9 protein-coding genes are annotated in these 15,802 nt (G+C 51.6%); 7 read left to right on the top strand and 2 right to left on the bottom strand.

The window, feature by feature from the left end:
- A partial coding sequence (locus A1332_RS13095; protein WP_064008937.1) for a tetratricopeptide repeat protein occupies positions 1–3,346 on the bottom strand: 3,346 nt, incomplete at its 3' end.
- 485 nt (positions 3,347–3,831) lie between these two features.
- On the opposite strand from A1332_RS13095, the gene A1332_RS13100 reads away from it, so the two are divergent.
- Positions 3,832–4,308 (top strand): hypothetical protein, encoded by a 477-nt coding sequence (locus A1332_RS13100; protein WP_064008938.1) that lies wholly within the window; start codon positions 3,832–3,834, stop codon positions 4,306–4,308.
- Positions 4,309–4,731: 423 nt separating this feature from the next.
- On the opposite strand, the gene A1332_RS13105 is transcribed toward A1332_RS13100, so the two are convergent.
- Positions 4,732–4,911, bottom strand: a complete 180-nt coding sequence (locus A1332_RS13105) for a hypothetical protein (protein WP_064008939.1) — start codon at positions 4,909–4,911, stop codon at positions 4,732–4,734.
- Positions 4,912–5,465: 554 nt separating this feature from the next.
- On the opposite strand from A1332_RS13105, the gene A1332_RS13110 reads away from it, so the two are divergent.
- The 6 genes from A1332_RS13110 to A1332_RS13135 all read left to right on the top strand — a co-directional run bounded on the left by A1332_RS13110 (position 5,466) and on the right by A1332_RS13135 (position 15,802).
- Entirely contained in the window at positions 5,466–5,726 is a 261-nt protein-coding gene (locus A1332_RS13110; RefSeq protein ID WP_064008940.1) for a DUF2024 family protein, read from the top strand.
- Between the two features lie 419 nt (positions 5,727–6,145).
- Complete coding sequence (locus A1332_RS13115) at positions 6,146–8,113, top strand: TonB-dependent receptor plug domain-containing protein (protein WP_064008941.1); 1,968 nt, start codon at positions 6,146–6,148, stop codon at positions 8,111–8,113.
- A gap of 13 nt (positions 8,114–8,126) precedes the next feature.
- Complete coding sequence (locus A1332_RS13120) at positions 8,127–10,208, top strand: TonB-dependent receptor plug domain-containing protein (protein WP_064008942.1); 2,082 nt, start codon at positions 8,127–8,129, stop codon at positions 10,206–10,208.
- Between the two features lie 43 nt (positions 10,209–10,251).
- A complete protein-coding gene (locus A1332_RS13125) occupies positions 10,252–10,881 on the top strand; it encodes a YfiR family protein (RefSeq protein WP_231890289.1) in 630 nt (209 codons plus the stop codon).
- Positions 10,882–10,913: 32 nt separating this feature from the next.
- Positions 10,914–13,658, top strand: coding sequence for a hybrid sensor histidine kinase/response regulator (locus A1332_RS13130; RefSeq protein WP_064008944.1), 2,745 nt, complete (start codon positions 10,914–10,916; stop codon positions 13,656–13,658).
- Entirely contained in the window at positions 13,658–15,802 is a 2,145-nt protein-coding gene (locus A1332_RS13135) for a putative bifunctional diguanylate cyclase/phosphodiesterase (protein ID WP_064008945.1), read from the top strand. Before A1332_RS13130 ends, A1332_RS13135 begins: the two co-directional genes overlap by 1 nt.

Genomic DNA, 15,802 nt, shown 5'->3' on the forward strand with positions numbered 1-15,802 from the left:
TCGCATAGTTACTGAGTGACAGGGCGTAATCCGGCTCAAATCGATCCGGTCTTTGTTGCGCCAAGCGTTCGTGGATTGCCAGCGCCTGCTGGGCATAGTCTGCCGCCTCATCGTTACGGCCTAAATCACTCAGGAGATTCGCATAGTTGTTGAGCGAATTGGCGTAACCCGGCTCAAATCGATCCGGTCTTTGTTGCGCCAAGCGTTCGCGTTTTGCCAGCGCCTGCTGGGCATAGTCTGCCGCCTCATCGTTCCGGCCTAAGTCACTCAGGCAATTCGCATAGTTGTTCAGCGAAGTGGCGTAATTCGGCTCAAATCGATCCGGTCTTTGTTGCGCCAAGCGTTCGTGGATTACCAGCGCCTGCTGGGTATAGTCTGCCGCCTCATCGTTCCGGCCTAAATCACTCAGGTGACTCGCATAGTTGCTGAGCGACAGGGCGTAATCAGGCTCAAATTGGACTTGATCGCGCTGTCTAAGTTGTTTGAAGATTTGTAAAGCTTGGCCTCCAAAATTAACGGCATCAATGGCTATACCTAACCGAGAGGCATCCACAGCTAGACTACGCAAATCAGCAGCATGCTTAGACAATAACTGAATATCAGTTGGTTTTTTTTGTAGTCTATGCGCGGATTTTTCTTTGATGAAAAAAGCCATTTCATAGGCTAATTCCGCTAAGCAAATTGATTCGTGCTCGAAACGCTTTTCCAACAACACCGCCGCTTGGCTTTTTTGTTGGGGCGTTAATAACTGAAATGCGAGTTGTGCCAATTCGGGCAAACGACTGTGGGTTTGCACGGCCACATCCACCAGTTCCAAACAGCAGGCGACAAAATTGTTTTGTATGGCTCGCATTAACACGCTGTCCAATTCTGGCGCGTGCAGGCTCAGTCGCGCCAATACCGTCAGCGCATGATGTTGAACGGTCTTCTCGGCGGATTTGCCCAAAACTACGTTGAGCAAATCCATGCCTGTTGTTAGTTGTAGGCTTTGCGCGACCAGCGCTTCGCCGAGTATATCGGGCTGGATGCTTTGTAAGCCTTGGGTGCCGGGATAGAGTAGTTCTAGTTGGTTGAATAGCTGGTTAAAAACGGGCTGGGAGATCAAGCCCGGGTTGGCTTTGGCGTAATACTCGTACGCCTGTTTCGGGGTTTTGAAGCCGTTGCTTAATGTCGTCAGGGCCAGCAAGTCCTGAGCCTGTTGCTGTGGATTGATTAAGCCCAACTCCTTTAGCGTTTCTTGCCAATAACGCCGTTCGTGGTTCAGCAGCGATTGGGTTAAGCCCAGTGCCGTGATGGGGCGTTCACCGTATAACGCCAACAGGGCCGCCATTTGTAGATACAGCGGCTTAGCAAAATGTTCGCCGCTTAGATTAGGGATGCCAGACGGGATTTGCCGACCGGTGGCGATCGCATACGCCGCTAACGCGTTTCGGTAGGCTTGTTGGCGGCTGTCCTGATCCAGATAAAGCTCTGGCAACACGTATGGCCCGGAAGTGGCATAACCGTTCAGAAGCGCTTCGCATTCAGCATCTTTGCTGGGCAATTGATCCCACCACTCGCCGCCGCCACGCGCCAGTAATAACAACCGAACCGTATGAGGGTAATCCGCTTCGAGCTGGGCTTTGAGCAGGTTTAATAAGGTTTCCTGACGGGTTTCCGCGTAGTCAATGACAATGAGTAGCGGCTTTTGTAACGCTTTTAACTTGGCCCAGCTTTGTTCTGAATCTTCCCGATTGAGAAAGCCGCAATGCCAGCCACTGTTCATGCGTTGTTGGCACAATTCAATCGCCAAGCGGGTTTTGCCCAAGCCGCCCGCGCCCGTCAGCAAGCGAGTTTTAATGGGGTAGTCGTTGCCATCTTGGTTATCTAGCCATGTGTTGAGTGTATCCAAGTCGGTTTGGCGGCCCGGATCAAACGGAACTAAAGCAAAATCGGCGCGGAGCATTTGGCTTTCGGCATAACCTAAATCGGAGCGCCATTGTTTGACGGGTAGCGTCAGAGGCGACTCGCCAAGTGGTTGTCGTGGGTTGGCGAGTTGTGGCGGTTGCGCAGTCGCTGTCTCTAGCTTGGGGCTGCCTTTTTCGATGTTCCACTTAAAACATTCTTTTGCAACTTCTTCCACACAAGCTGACCAAGTGTAGGCCGCTAAATTGGTTTTGAGTAACTGGGATTTTTGCTTGGCGGCGTCAACGTTGGTTGCAATATGGATTACCGCTTTTGTGAGGTTGGCTAGGTCGTCATCGTGGAAAAATGGGGTTACGGTTTTGCCGCGAACCTGTATGGGATAAACAAATCCTTCAAGCCCTTGCTGTTTAAGCAGTTGGTAGACGCCGCTTTGCGTACTGACAATTAACGGCACACAGGCGGCAATTGCTTCCCACGCTACCAAACCAAATCCTTCGTGCCAGGAGGGCATCATAGCCGCGCTGGCAGATTTTAAATCACTGTACAGCGCCGTGCGGTCCTGGGTATACGGTAGTGCGTGTAAGGTGATGATTTGATTGGCGTAGCTTTCAGAAAATTGCAGTAATTCAAGTTCTGGGTTGGTGGATTGGCTTTGTTTGTAATCAAGGCGTGATTCAAAGTCGACGCCGCGTAAAACCAGTTTTGGCTGATTAATCAGTTTTTCTGGGGCTTGGTTGTTTTGCGCTTGTTCTATGGCGGTAGCAAATGCGGCAATTCCGAGGTGCGCTTGTTTAATGCGGGCGGCATCGTCACTCAAACGACCGCTGATAAAAGCGTTGAATTTTTGTGGGGTGTTTTTGCGCGGGTCAATTTCGGCTAAGCCTGGAATAATGTGATGAACTTGTTCGGACTTGACATCAATCAAGTCGCAAAGCGCACTGTGCAAACTTGGGCCAACCGCTAAACAGAGGTCTGCTTGTTCAAACAGGGTTCGTTGTTCAGTTGATTTGCTGTGCGCCGAGTGTGAGTCTTCGGCGTATGCTTCGTAGGCTTCATAACTCATGTGGTGGATCAGCGCAGAACGACCACCGAATTTTTTAACGGCTTGAAGTGCTGCGCGGCCACTGATTCGGTCATGACCGAGCCAGATGGTTAAATCTGGGGTTAGCGGGATGCCTTGTTTGGTGAGTTCGTCGATGGCGGTGTTGGCTTGCTGCTCTGTGAATAGCTTGTCACTCGGAGGGTAAGGAAGCGTTACCAGGGTGACATTGGCATTTTTGGCATCGGCAATTTCGGCCTCTGTGGCACTGGAAACAATGCAAATGACCTTAAGCTGTGTGGGATAGGCGACGCCGAAGGCACTTAAAAAGTCGGTGTTAAAAGCGTTGATTCCACCGAATTTACTGCCCCATTGAGTGGCAAAAGCAATTAGTGAGTGCATTGTGTTCTCATGACATTCCTTAGTCTGACTAGTATACAACGCTAGACTTTCCCGGCGGGAATGGGTTTGCAACTCCATACCAAACGTTTCAAAGCGCCTCGCCGCTACTTTGCCCCCTGAATCAAATGATTCGCTTCACTCAAAGCACTCCCAAACGTTTCGGACGAGGAAAATTCCCCGTGTTTCGGTGAAGCTACGATTCGGAAGTCGGTGGAAGTCTGGGTCAGGTCTTGCGGTCAAGCAGATATGGCTAAACTCTCAGACAGCAAGCCATTCAACTTCGGTCACTTATGGTTGAAACGCAACAGCCCGCTAATGGCCGATAGCCCCCGATTGCAAGCCAAAGCTTGGAAATCAAAATCAACCGAAGCCCCGTCAATTCCTAGCAAATAAAGTCACGCGCCCATCTAAAAATAGCCTACGCTTTTCTTCTGCGGACCACACCCCATCATCCGCAGTATCAGCAACGCTAAAAGGAGATAAACATGAGTCAACATCTAATTTCTTTAACCCTTTCCGACAATGATCTGACCGAAATCGACGCCGCGCTAAAGACATTGGAAGACCGCTTCGCCGGCTTCCTTATCTTAACACCCGAAGAGCGCCGCACCATCCTAAAGATGGGTGATAAAACCGAAGCTTTCTGCCGCCAGACGCTGACGGTGGCCACCCAAAATACGCAAGCCATTCCGCCCGGTCTCGATGTCGTCGAAGCGCAATCCGATATGGCGACTCTCGATAAGCTCCGCCCTCGCCTGCATCGCCTGCGCGATTTATTGAGCAGAGGCGAAGATACCGACATGGCACTGGGCAGCGATATTTATAGTTTTAGCCTAGATGCTTACGCCTCATTGAAAATCGCCGGCAAAGGCGCGGGCTTGGAAACGCTACGGCAGGCGATGTCTGTTCGATTTAACCGTGGCGCCAAGGCAAAAACCCTAGCCACCCAACCTAACGGCTAAACAAGTTAAGCATAATGGCTGCCCGGCGAGGTTTTCCGGCTTGCCGACTAAGATTTATTCCTCGGCGGAATAAAAGAAAGGATAGCTTGCAAGCTTTTTGGCTATCGTCGCAAGCTTAAAAGAGCCGCTCGCCACTCTAAATACCTTGCCCGCAACCTAAATTGCCTTGCGGGCAAGCCTATTTGCCATAAGCGCAAGCCGAAATGGCTTGAACGCAAGACCAAGAGCCTAAACCGCAAGCCTCAACGACTTGCACGCAAGCCAAATAGGTTGCCCGAATTTATAAAATGCCTTGCGCGATTAGCTAAACAGCTTGCGCACGACTCCTCGAGGCTTGCGGGAATGGTAATTAGCCTTGTCGTCAAAGCCAATCTCATCCATGTTGCGGCTGACCGGCAAAACCGGGTACATAATCACCGGCACCTAAGCGCGGCGAGGACTGCAACGCCCGCCGAAGCGTTCGATGTTATCCCCGACTTGCCGCTTTTGCCCTGCAATATCCTTGTCCTTACCCAACGTACTGAGAACACGATCCAGTTGCCGCTTTAAGCCATGGTGATTCGTGGCTATGCCGTTTTGGGGATTTTTGCTGAGTTGGTTCATCGTATCTTTGGCTAGGCTGAGGGATGTAAAAAATTGATTTTAATCCCCTCATCCCAAGCTTCTCCCTGACGGAGAAGGCGGTTTTTTGATATTTAGAGGTCCCAATAAGTTAAGGCATGTCCGGTTCCGTAATCAGATGCCAGTATCTATTTGTGTTAGTTGGCTTGGAACGTTGCAGCATACGTGACGGTATTTTCGTGTTTCCAGAAAGAGAATAATGAAAAATCTTTTTATATCGAATCGATATTAGTATAGAATTTCACCAAATCCGTAGAGGCGTTTTCACCCCCAAGGGGAACGCTTTCGCGGATTTCTGTCGATGACGGATGTAAATCCGTCATCTCTATAGGTTCGCCAAGACGTGTCCGGCAATTTCTCAGCTAACTCCTGGGAAATTGTCTGGTTGCTGATGAACCGAAAAACTGAATAGCTGATTTATCGAAAGTCGTTGACCTCGCCTACAGTGCGACTATTTTGCACCGTAGGCATTTTTTATCTGGCCGCTTCTTTGATGACACAAGCCAACTTTTACCATTTTAACCTGGGAGTTTTTGATGGAAATCCATGTTTACGATACCTATGTCAAAGCGCGAGACAACCACGTCATGCACTTTGATGTATTCACCGCCAGTAAAGATGGCGAGCAAGCCATTCAGTACGCCAAACAGTGGCTAGCTTCGATCGGTGAAAACGATGCGGTCGTGTCCAGCAAGGAGTGCCGGTTTTGCCACACTCAACAAGCACCGGCTGAGGTGATTGAAACGATTAAACGCCAGGGTTATTTCATATACAAAATGGAAGGTTGCCCAGTTTGATCAAGATGTTGCTGTTATGCCAGCGGGCCTTGCCATTTCAGATCGGAATTTAGGCGGGAGGAAACAACTGATTTTCGAGAAGCAACAGCAATGACTCCATTCGCATCTTCGTCAACAGCAAGAGCATCAACCAATCGTAAACAGGCGCGTCGAACAGGCGCCCTGATCGTCGCGATGAAGCTCCCCAAAAACCACACTAACCGCATTAACCGCATTACTTCCCAGCACTGAACCGATTTTTAGAATATCTCAGGCAAATCCCTACCAAAAATAACGGTATTAAAATCTAAGTAGCTTGAACAGCAATAATCTATTGTAAAATAATCGTTTTTCTTTCCCGCGTTAATCGACAGTTCGTACGCACCAAGCCGAGTCTTATCATTATCTATGCCCCCGCTATCCATTAGACAAGACTTTCAATGCGCGCGCTGATCGTCCTAGGTGTGTTCTTGATGCCGTTGGCTACCGCGCAGGCGGTCAGCGAGGCGTCGGAAGATTTAACCGAGCTATCTATCGAGCAGCTGCTGAATGTGGAAATCATCAGCGCCTCCAGACTGGGCCAGAAAACCAGTCAAGCCCCTAGTTCGGTTTCTATTTTAACGGCAAACGACATTCGCACTTTCGGCTGGCGCACGTTGGCGGAGGCGCTGAACAGTATGCGCGGCTTGTTTACCAGCAATGATCGCAACTATAGTTTTGTCGGCGTTCGCGGCTTCATTCAGTCCGGCGACTACAATTCCCGCGTGTTGTTCATGATCGACGGCCAACGCATGAACGAAAATATCTTCGATTCCGGCAATATCGGCCAGGAATTCATGCTGGATATGGATTTGGTCGAACGCATCGAATTTATCCCCGGCTCCGGTTCCACTATTTACGGCGCCAACGCCTTTTTGGGCTTGATCAACGTCGTGACTAAAAAAGGTAAAGCCATAAATGGGGCACAAATCGCCGGTGAAGTGGGCAGTTTCGACACCTATAAAGGCCGTGTCAGTTATGGCAAGCAATTCGACAACGGCACCGATGTGCTGGTGTCGGCATCGCATTACGATACCCAGGGCGTGGAAAATCTCTATTTCCCGGCTTTCGACGACCCCAACACCAACAACGGTATCGCGCAGAACATGGATACCGAGCGCGCTGACCGCTTGTTCGGGCGGGTGCAGTTCGAAGAATTCACCCTCAGCGGCGGTTTTGTTGATCGGTACAAACGCGTGCCGACTGCGGCTTTCGGCTCTGTTTTTAACGACCCCAGATCCCACACTTACGACAGACAATTTTTCACCAATCTGAAATATGAAAAAGCCCTGAATGCGAAGACCTCGTTCATGGCCAAGGGTTTTTACCAAGGCTACGATTACATGGCCGAAGACCCTTTCAACGATGTTGGAAACTACATTTATCACGACCAAACCAGCGGCCGCTGGTGGGGCGGCGAAGCGCAACTAACAACTAGCGTATTCGACGGACATAGACTACTTTTCGGCTTGGAATATCAATACGATCAAACCCAGCGCCAATTCGGCTATGTTACCGACCCCTATCAAATTTACCAAGATAGCGACCTCAGCGGCCACCGCGTCGAACTCTACGCCCAAGACGACATCCAGCTACTGGACAATCTGGTTTTCAGCGCCGGGCTGCGCCTAGATCAGACCCACATGCTCAAACGCCTGCAACTCAATCCGCGCCTGGGCTTGATATGGAACCCTTTGGAAAACACCACCTTCAAACTGCTATACAGCTCGACGTTTCGGGCTCCGCATGCTTGGAATCTGGATTACAACAATTACTATTACGGCGTCAGTCCGGAACTGCGTGAAGAGCAAATCAGAAGCTACGAAGCGATTACCGAATGGCATCCGAATGCCGGACTGAAACTGCTGGTTTCTTTGTTTTACAACGACATCACCGAATTATTGAAAGCCAACCCCTATACGGGGTTTCTGGACAACGTTGGAAAGTACCATGCCTATGGCGCGGAATGGGAAGCGGAAAAACGTTGGGACAGCGGCAGAATGTTCAAGGCATCGTACACCTACAGCTTGTTTACCAACGAAGGGAAACACGGGGTGTGGGCAACCGGTTCGCCGCAAAATATTTTCAAATTACACTATGCTGAGCCTTTGTTCGACGATTTTGTCAGGCTCGGTGTCGAGAACATTTACATCGGCGACCGCAAGACATTCCAGGGCGGCGAAGCCGATGCCTACAATCTGGTGAATCTTAATTTGAGCACGGATCGTTTACTGCCTGGTCTGGACGTGTCCTTCGGGGTTTATAACTTGTTCGACAGCCATTATGAAATGCTGATCAACAGCGACCGATTCGACCTGCTGCAAATGAACGGCAGGGAATTTCGCTTGAAACTACAGTTGACGTTATAAAAGGGCCGATCATATGAAAATGGCGTTTTATCGAGCAAGACCTTGGGCCATCTGCCTGGGAGCGATATTTTGCGTGGGACACGGCACAGTACAAGCCGCCAATCAAGAGCCGGAAAACGACAATTTACCCGATTTGACCAGCCTCAGCGTCGAGCAATTGATGAATCTCGATGTGACCTCGGTGATGAAAGTACCCACCGATATTAAACACGTTCCCGCCGCCCTGTTCGTGCTGAGCAGCGACGAAATCCGCCGCACCGGCGCCACCACCATACCGGAAGCGTTGCGCGTGGTTCCGGGCATGCATGTCGCCAAGGTGGACGGCAATAAATGGGCCGTATCGATGCGCGGCTTCAGCAGCCAATTTGTCAATAAGTTGCTGGTTTTGGTAGACGGCCGCAGCGTGTATAACCCGCTGTTTTCCGGGGTATGGTGGGATCAACAAGATGTCATGATGGAAGACATCGAACGCATTGAAGTCATCCGCGGTCCGGGCGCCAGCTTGTGGGGCGCCAATGCGGTCAACGGCGTCATCAACATCATCACCAAATCCGCCAAGGACACGCAAGGCGGTTTGGTATCCAGCCATGTCGGCACTCAACGCTACGGCGGCGGTTTACGCTACGGTGCCGATTTAGGCGGCGATTCATATTTAAAAGTCTATGGCCGCCACACCAACTATAGCGACTCAAAAACGCTCGCTACCAGTGGTAACGGCGGCGATGAAGGCGAGATGAGCAAGATCGGTTTTCGTTATGACAAAGCCATCGACTTCACTAATAAACTCAGTCTGCAAGGCGATGCGTATCTCGGCGAAAGCGATGGCGCGCTGCAACACTTCCCATCGTTGACATCGCAACAGACGCCGGTATTGGCGCCGCCCTACTCGCGCGCGTTACCCACCGATCAATTATTCTCCGGCCACTATATTCAAGGACGCTGGGAGCAGTATCAAAGCGCGGACTCCAATACCGTGTTACGCATGTATTGGGACAGGCATAGCCGGAAATCACCCTACCTGGACTCAGAATATCAAATCGATAATATCGATGTCGATTTTCAACACAATTACAAGCTAAACGATAGCCATATGTTCGTGTGGGGTAGCGGCGTCCGTTTCAATCTGAATAATTTTCAGGACAGCCGGCAGATCGCCATGAGCGCCAACAATCGAACCGACCGTATCTACAGCCTGTTTGCGCAGGACGATATTACCTTGGTACCCGATCGCTGGCATTTGACCTTGGGCAGCAAGCTGGAACACAACCCGGTTACGCAATTCGAAGTGCAGCCAAACGCGCGCTTGCTGTGGACACCCGACGAAAAGCATTCGTTCTGGGGCTCGGTATCTCGCTCGGTGCGCACGCCCAATTGGGTCGAGCAGAATATTTCCTATGGCCTGCAAACCAGACCACCGATAGGTGGCGGTGCCGCGACTTCGCTTAATCCCGCTGTTATGCTTAACTTAACCGGCAATCCCGACCTCACGGCCGAGAAAATGATCGGCTTTGAACTAGGCTGGCGCGGCCAAATCAGTCGCCAACTCAGCACTGATGTAGCCTTGTATCATTACAGCTACGACGATTACGTCAGTTTGACGCCCAACATCCAACGCTTCGCCGGCTACATGCTGCAGACGCTGGATTACAACAACTACGGGCATGTGCAAGTCTACGGCGGCGAAATCAGTGTCGATTGGCAAGCGACTGAAGATTGGAAACTTCGCGCCACGTATAGCCACGAAGAAGAACGCTTTCGTCTATCCCCGATGGCACCGGCGAATACCACGCTGATATCCGGAGACAGTTACCCTGCGCATAAGGCCATGCTCTGGTCGATGTATCAGTTCTCGCCACAGGTCAAGTTCGATCTGAATTGGCGCTATTCCGACGCCACCGGTCTAAACGGCGATCAATCCAGAGCCTATCAGGACCTGGATGCCCGCTTGGGATGGGATTTGGGCTCCGGCGTGGAACTGGCGCTGGTGGGCCGGAATCTGCTGAATAGCAGTCATTTCGAATACGGCTCGGATATGTTTTCCACTGCCACAGCCGTTCAACGCGAGGTATACGGCACCTTGCGCTGGGACTTTTAAGCGGCACCGACACTATGCATACAGCAAAGAACAGGTGCCGAACATGAGCCGAATCTTGCGCCGTACCTATGCGAGATTTTGCGGATCGTGCCGAAATCGCGGCTGCGACGAATCGTGCCCGCGCCTCCCGGAAAAACGCACATTCGCGCCTATCAGGGTATTCAGCAAAATGCTGTTGCTACCATTACTGTTCGCCAGCCATCTGTGCCACGCCGAAGCGGCCAGCGAAGCTGCGGTGAAAGTGGCGTTTTTATACAATTTCTTTAAGTTTATCGAATGGCCGGAGTCGGCAACCGCACAGAATCGTTATACCTTGTGTCTGAGCGGTCATACCGATTTCGGCGACCACTTGCTGATGCTGGAAGGCAAAACTGTGAACGGCAAGCCCTTGGATATCGTCCGCAATATATCAGCCAAGGATCTGAAGTCCTGCCACCTCATCTTTATCGATACCGCCGATAATCCGGGCGATTATGCACGCGAATTAAAAGGCTCGCCGGTCGTCAGCGTCAGCGACAAATCCGGGTTTATCAACCAAGGCGGCACGATAGGTTTGATCCAGGACGGCAATCGACTCAGTTTCGAAATTAACTTAGAAACCGCGAACGCCGGCAACACCCGAATCAGCGCCCAACTGCTGAAACTGGCTAAGAACATTTTGGCCGGTAAATAAGCCCTTATGCAGATGACATCTCGACGCCACCCATGATTCGCGACAAACTCGCCAATCTGCCGATGACCTACAAGCTACAACGCTTGCAAGCCATCACCTTGGCATTGGCTTTACTGTTTACCTTGTTAATTACCAGCATCACCCACATTTGGCAGGAGCGGCGAGAACTGTCGATAGAAGTGCGCTCGCTCGGCAAAATGATCGGTTTTAATGCCAACGCCGCGCTGCTGTTTGGCGACACCAAAACCGGCACCGACATTCTGGCGACCTTACGCGGCAAATCCGAAATCATCTCCGCGCAGCTCTATAAAAACGACGGCGAAATTTTCGCGCATTATCCGGCCAAGGCCGCACCGGACAGTTTCCCCTCCACCCTAAGCGATGCGGAACAACAACAACGCAATCAGGGCCTACGGATATTGAGCCAGGTAATTTTGAACCCCTTACCCGACGATAACGGCGACGTAATCGGCACCTTGCGCTTGCAGCTCGATTTAAAGCCGATGTGGCGTATGGTGATTATCAGCCTGGGCCAAATTTTTTTGGTGATGGTGGTGTCGTTTATTCTGGCCGTTTTTTTCGGACGGCGCTTGGCGGAATCGATTGCCGCGCCGCTGATCAGGCTGTCGTCTTTAGCCAAACAGGTATCCAGGGACAATAACTACATGGTACGCGCCCAAGGTGAAGGCGAGGACGAAATCGGCCAATTGGTAAGAAGCTTCAATCAGATGATCGAGCGGGTGCAGCAACGCGATGCCGAACTGGAAAATCAGCGCGGCAACCTGGAGAAGGAAGTGGATCTACGCACCGCCGACCTGCGTCAGGCCGTAGTCGATGCCCAAGCCGCCAATATCGCCAAGTCGCAATTTCTGGCAACCATGAGCCACGAAATCCGCACGCCCATGAACGGCGTGCTCGGCATGACGGAATTGCTGTTGGGTACCGACCTTGACACCACGCAACGCCAATACGCGGAAACCGTGTTCAGTTCCGCCGATTCACTGCTGACCGTGATTAACGACATTCTGGACTTTTCAAAAATCGAAGCCGGCAAGCTGGAATTGGAAGAGATCGACTTTAACTTGATCAATCTCACCGACCAACTCGCTGCCTTGTTCTTCGAACGCGCCAGCAGCAAAAACATCGAACTGGTTTGCACCGTCGATAAGCGCGTGCCGCGCGACGTCAGAGGCGACCCTTACCGTTTAAGGCAAATACTCACTAACTTGTTATCCAACGCCATCAAATTTACCGAAGCCGGCTCGGTGAAAATGCAGGTCAATGTTGCCGAACCTGATCGCTGCCAACCCGCCGAAGGCATGTGCCTGGAGTTTTGTATCAGCGATACCGGCATCGGCATCCCCGCGGACACCCAAGCCCGTTTGTTCAAATCCTTCAGTCAAGCCGACGGATCCACGACCCGCAAATACGGCGGCACCGGCCTGGGCTTGGCCATCAGCAAGGAACTCAGCGAATTGATGGGCGGCAATATCCAGGTAAAAAGCCGCGCGAACAGCGGCTCGGTATTCACCCTACACATCCCGCTCCGCCAAGCTAACGAAGCTCTGCCTGCAACCTTGCCCGACAACGATCTGCAAGGCAAACAAGTCTTACTGGTGGAAGATAACACCACCAATGCGAAAATCCTTGAAAATCACTTGACCAATTTCGGGATGCTTACCCGCGTCGCCAAAAATGGCGCGCATGCCCTGGAGATTCTCGATCAGTCGGCACACTTGGGTCTATTCTTCGACATTGCCGTGCTGGACATGAAAATGCTGGGCATGAACGGCGTCGAATTAACCCAACGGATTCGTATAGACTGGCGATTTGCCTGTATCCGCATCGTCATCATTACCTCCAGCAACGACGAAGACGTATTAGCCAAAATTCGCGGCAGCGCCTGCGACCTGTATCTCCACAAACCCATACACAGGCGCACCCTGCAAGAGGCTCTACTCGGGCTAATGTCGCAAAAACCGCAATCGATCAGTGTGCCGGCCTCGGCCCCTAGAACAATTAGAATCCTGCTGGCCGAGGACAATCCGGTTAACCAGAAAGTTTGCAGCGCCATGTTGCGCCAGCTTGGCTACACCCTGTTGCTGGCGAATAACGGCCGGGAAGTGCTGGACATTATCGGCCGCGAGCCTGTCGATCTTATCCTGATGGATTGCATGATGCCGGTCATGGATGGTTACACCACCACCCAATACCTCCGCGATCTGGAGCGCAGTCGCAATTTGACTAGGACCCCGATTATCGCCCTCACCGCCAACGCGATGGAAGGTGATCGCGAACGCTGTTTGCAAGCCGGCATGGATGATTATCTTAGCAAGCCGTTTTTACAAAAAACCTTGCAAGACAAAATCCAGGCATTGGTAGCCCCGCCACCTACAACAGTAGTCAATTCAGCCACGCCCGAGATCAAACCGATTAACGCAACGCTCGACCCTTCTTCGCTAAATACCTTGCGAGAAATTGGCGGCAGCGCGCTGGTCGACGATGTATTGGCCTTATTTCGCACGAATGCCGAGCAACATATCGCGACTCTGCGCGCCGGCTTTCAGGATCGCGATACCGAAACAGTGCGGCATGCGGCGCATAGTCTAAAATCGGCCGCCGCCAACATTGGCGCACTAAACTTGGCTGAACAGGCGCGCGCGCTTGAAAATGCAGCGCGGAACAATACTTTGCAATTCGATAGCCGGGTTGCCGAAAGCCTGCAAACAGAATATAAAGAAATTCTCCAGCGGCTTTCGCAACTCAAACCTTCATAATGGAACGACTACCTGCACGCAGCCTGATTTTAGCGATAGACGACGACGATATGGTGCGTCTGATGTTGCAAGACATTCTGCAAAGAGAAGAGTTTGATGTGATTTGCGCGGCTAGCGGCCAGCAAGGCTTGGCCTTGGCAGCCAGCGAACGGCCCAATCTGGTATTACTGGACGTTATGTTGCCGGACCTGAACGGCTTCGACTGCCTGCAAGCCATCAAAAACATGCCCGGCAACAGCATGTTGCCCGTAGTGATGCTGACCGGTATGGACGACCTGGAATCGGTCAATCGCGCCTTTCAATTGGGCGCGACCGACTTTATCCCAAAACCGCTCAATTGGCCGACCTTGCCACACCGCTTACGTTACTTGCTGCGCTCGGTTGCCACGTTAGAGGAACTGGCCAGAAGCGAAGCCGAACTGCGCCAAGCGCAAAAAATAGCGCAACTGGGTAGTTGGTACTGGTCTGTCGCCGACGACAACATGCAATGGTCGGAAGAAGTCTTTAATATCCTCGGCACGAATCGGTCATCGTTCGAACATAAATGCCGCGACTTATACAAATCCGTAAAGCAGTCGGAAGTGGGCAAACTGCAACAAGCCATGGATCTGTGCGTAAAAAACCAGCGCAGTTTTCGCCTGGAATTACCGATTACTCATCACGATGGTGCTAACCATGTGATTCATATTCAAGGCAAACCCATAATCGACGATGAGCAGGTAAGCCATATTCACGGCACGCTGCAAGATATTACCGAACGCCGTCACATAGAAGAACGGGTGCGGCTTTTATCCTACTACGACCCGCTAACCGGCCTGCCCAACCGGACGCTGTTCAAGGAAGTTATGGCGCAAGCGATGTCCTATTGCACGCGCTACGGCACGGTAATTTCGACTTTATTTATCAGCATCGATCGTTTCAAACGCATCAACGAAACCCTAGGCCCGAAAATCGGCGACCAGGTGTTGAAGTTGTTCGCCGAGCGCTTACTGGCCGAAGTGCGGGATTGCGACTACATCTCCATCAATGCCGATTACGATTTGGCGGACATGACTGTCTCCCGGCTGGGCGGTAACGAATTTACCGTGCTGCTGAATCATATCGAGGACACCCGCGATAGTGTCAAAGTGGCTAAGCGGATTTTTCAGGCGATGCAGCACGCTTTTCCGGTGGATGACACGGAGCTGTTTCTGGGCATCAATATCGGCATCGCCGTCTATCCGGGCGATGGCCAGGATGAAGACAGTTTCATCAAAAACGGCGAGTTTGCGATGAACCATGCCAGTGAACACGGCCATAACAATTATCAGTTTTTCAGTAAATCGCTAAATGTTGCCGCGTTTCATAAGCTGGCAATGGAAAACAGCCTGCGCCGGGCCATAGAACGCAATGAATTGCAGCTTTACTATCAAGCCAAAATCAATATCCGTCGCCAGCAAGTCGTCGGTTGCGAAGCCTTGATTCGCTGGCAACACCCCGAGCTGGGTTTAATAGGTCCCTCGCAGTTTATTCCGATTGCCGAAGATTCCGGCTTGATTGCCCAAATCAGCGATTGGGTCTTGGAAAATGCCAGTCGCCAAACTTTGGACTGGCAACAATCCGGACTTTGTCAGGGGCTGATCATGGCGGTTAACGTGTCCGCCACCCAATTCAGACAATACGGCTTCGGCAATCATGTCCGCGAGGTACTATCCAACATCGGCCTGGAACCACGCTACCTAAAGCTGGAGCTGACCGAAACCATTTTGCTCGACCACATAGACGACGCGTTAATTACGCTGCGCGAATTGCAAGCCCTGGGCGTCAAAATCAGTATCGACGACTTCGGTACCGGTTATTCGTCCTTGTCTTATTTGAAAAAGCTCCCTATTTCCGAGTTGAAAGTCGATCATTGCTTCGTCCGCGATCTTCCGCACAATGAAGACGATATGGCCATCACTGCGGCGATACTGGCGCTGGCCGACGCGCTATCGCTGGAAGTTGTCGCGGAGGGCGTGGAAAACGAAGATCAGGCCAATTTCCTGCTGGATAGCGGTTGCGAGGTAGTACAAGGGTTTTTGTACAACAAGCCCATGCCGGCTGGCGAGTTTGCGGCATTTGTAGTTAGGTTTAATTCGCGAACCCTAATTACCGGCCAGGCCTGA

The sequence above is a fragment of the Methylomonas methanica genome (assembly GCF_001644035.1).
Taxonomy (GTDB): Bacteria; Pseudomonadota; Gammaproteobacteria; order Methylococcales; family Methylomonadaceae; genus Methylomonas; species Methylomonas methanica_A.

Excerpts from the sequence above, each read along its gene's own strand:
- A1332_RS13100 (WP_064008938.1), top strand. The coding sequence starts at position 3,832 with ATGAGTCAACATCTAATTTCTTTAACCCTTTCCGACAATGATCTGACC.
- A1332_RS13105 (WP_064008939.1), bottom strand. The coding sequence starts at position 4,911 with ATGAACCAACTCAGCAAAAATCCCCAAAACGGCATAGCCACGAATCAC.
- A1332_RS13110 (WP_064008940.1), top strand. The coding sequence starts at position 5,466 with ATGGAAATCCATGTTTACGATACCTATGTCAAAGCGCGAGACAACCAC.
- A1332_RS13115 (WP_064008941.1), top strand. The coding sequence starts at position 6,146 with ATGCGCGCGCTGATCGTCCTAGGTGTGTTCTTGATGCCGTTGGCTACC.
- A1332_RS13120 (WP_064008942.1), top strand. The coding sequence starts at position 8,127 with ATGAAAATGGCGTTTTATCGAGCAAGACCTTGGGCCATCTGCCTGGGA.
- A1332_RS13125 (WP_231890289.1), top strand. The coding sequence starts at position 10,252 with ATGAGCCGAATCTTGCGCCGTACCTATGCGAGATTTTGCGGATCGTGC.
- A1332_RS13130 (WP_064008944.1), top strand. The coding sequence starts at position 10,914 with ATGATTCGCGACAAACTCGCCAATCTGCCGATGACCTACAAGCTACAA.
- A1332_RS13135 (WP_064008945.1), top strand. The coding sequence starts at position 13,658 with ATGGAACGACTACCTGCACGCAGCCTGATTTTAGCGATAGACGACGAC.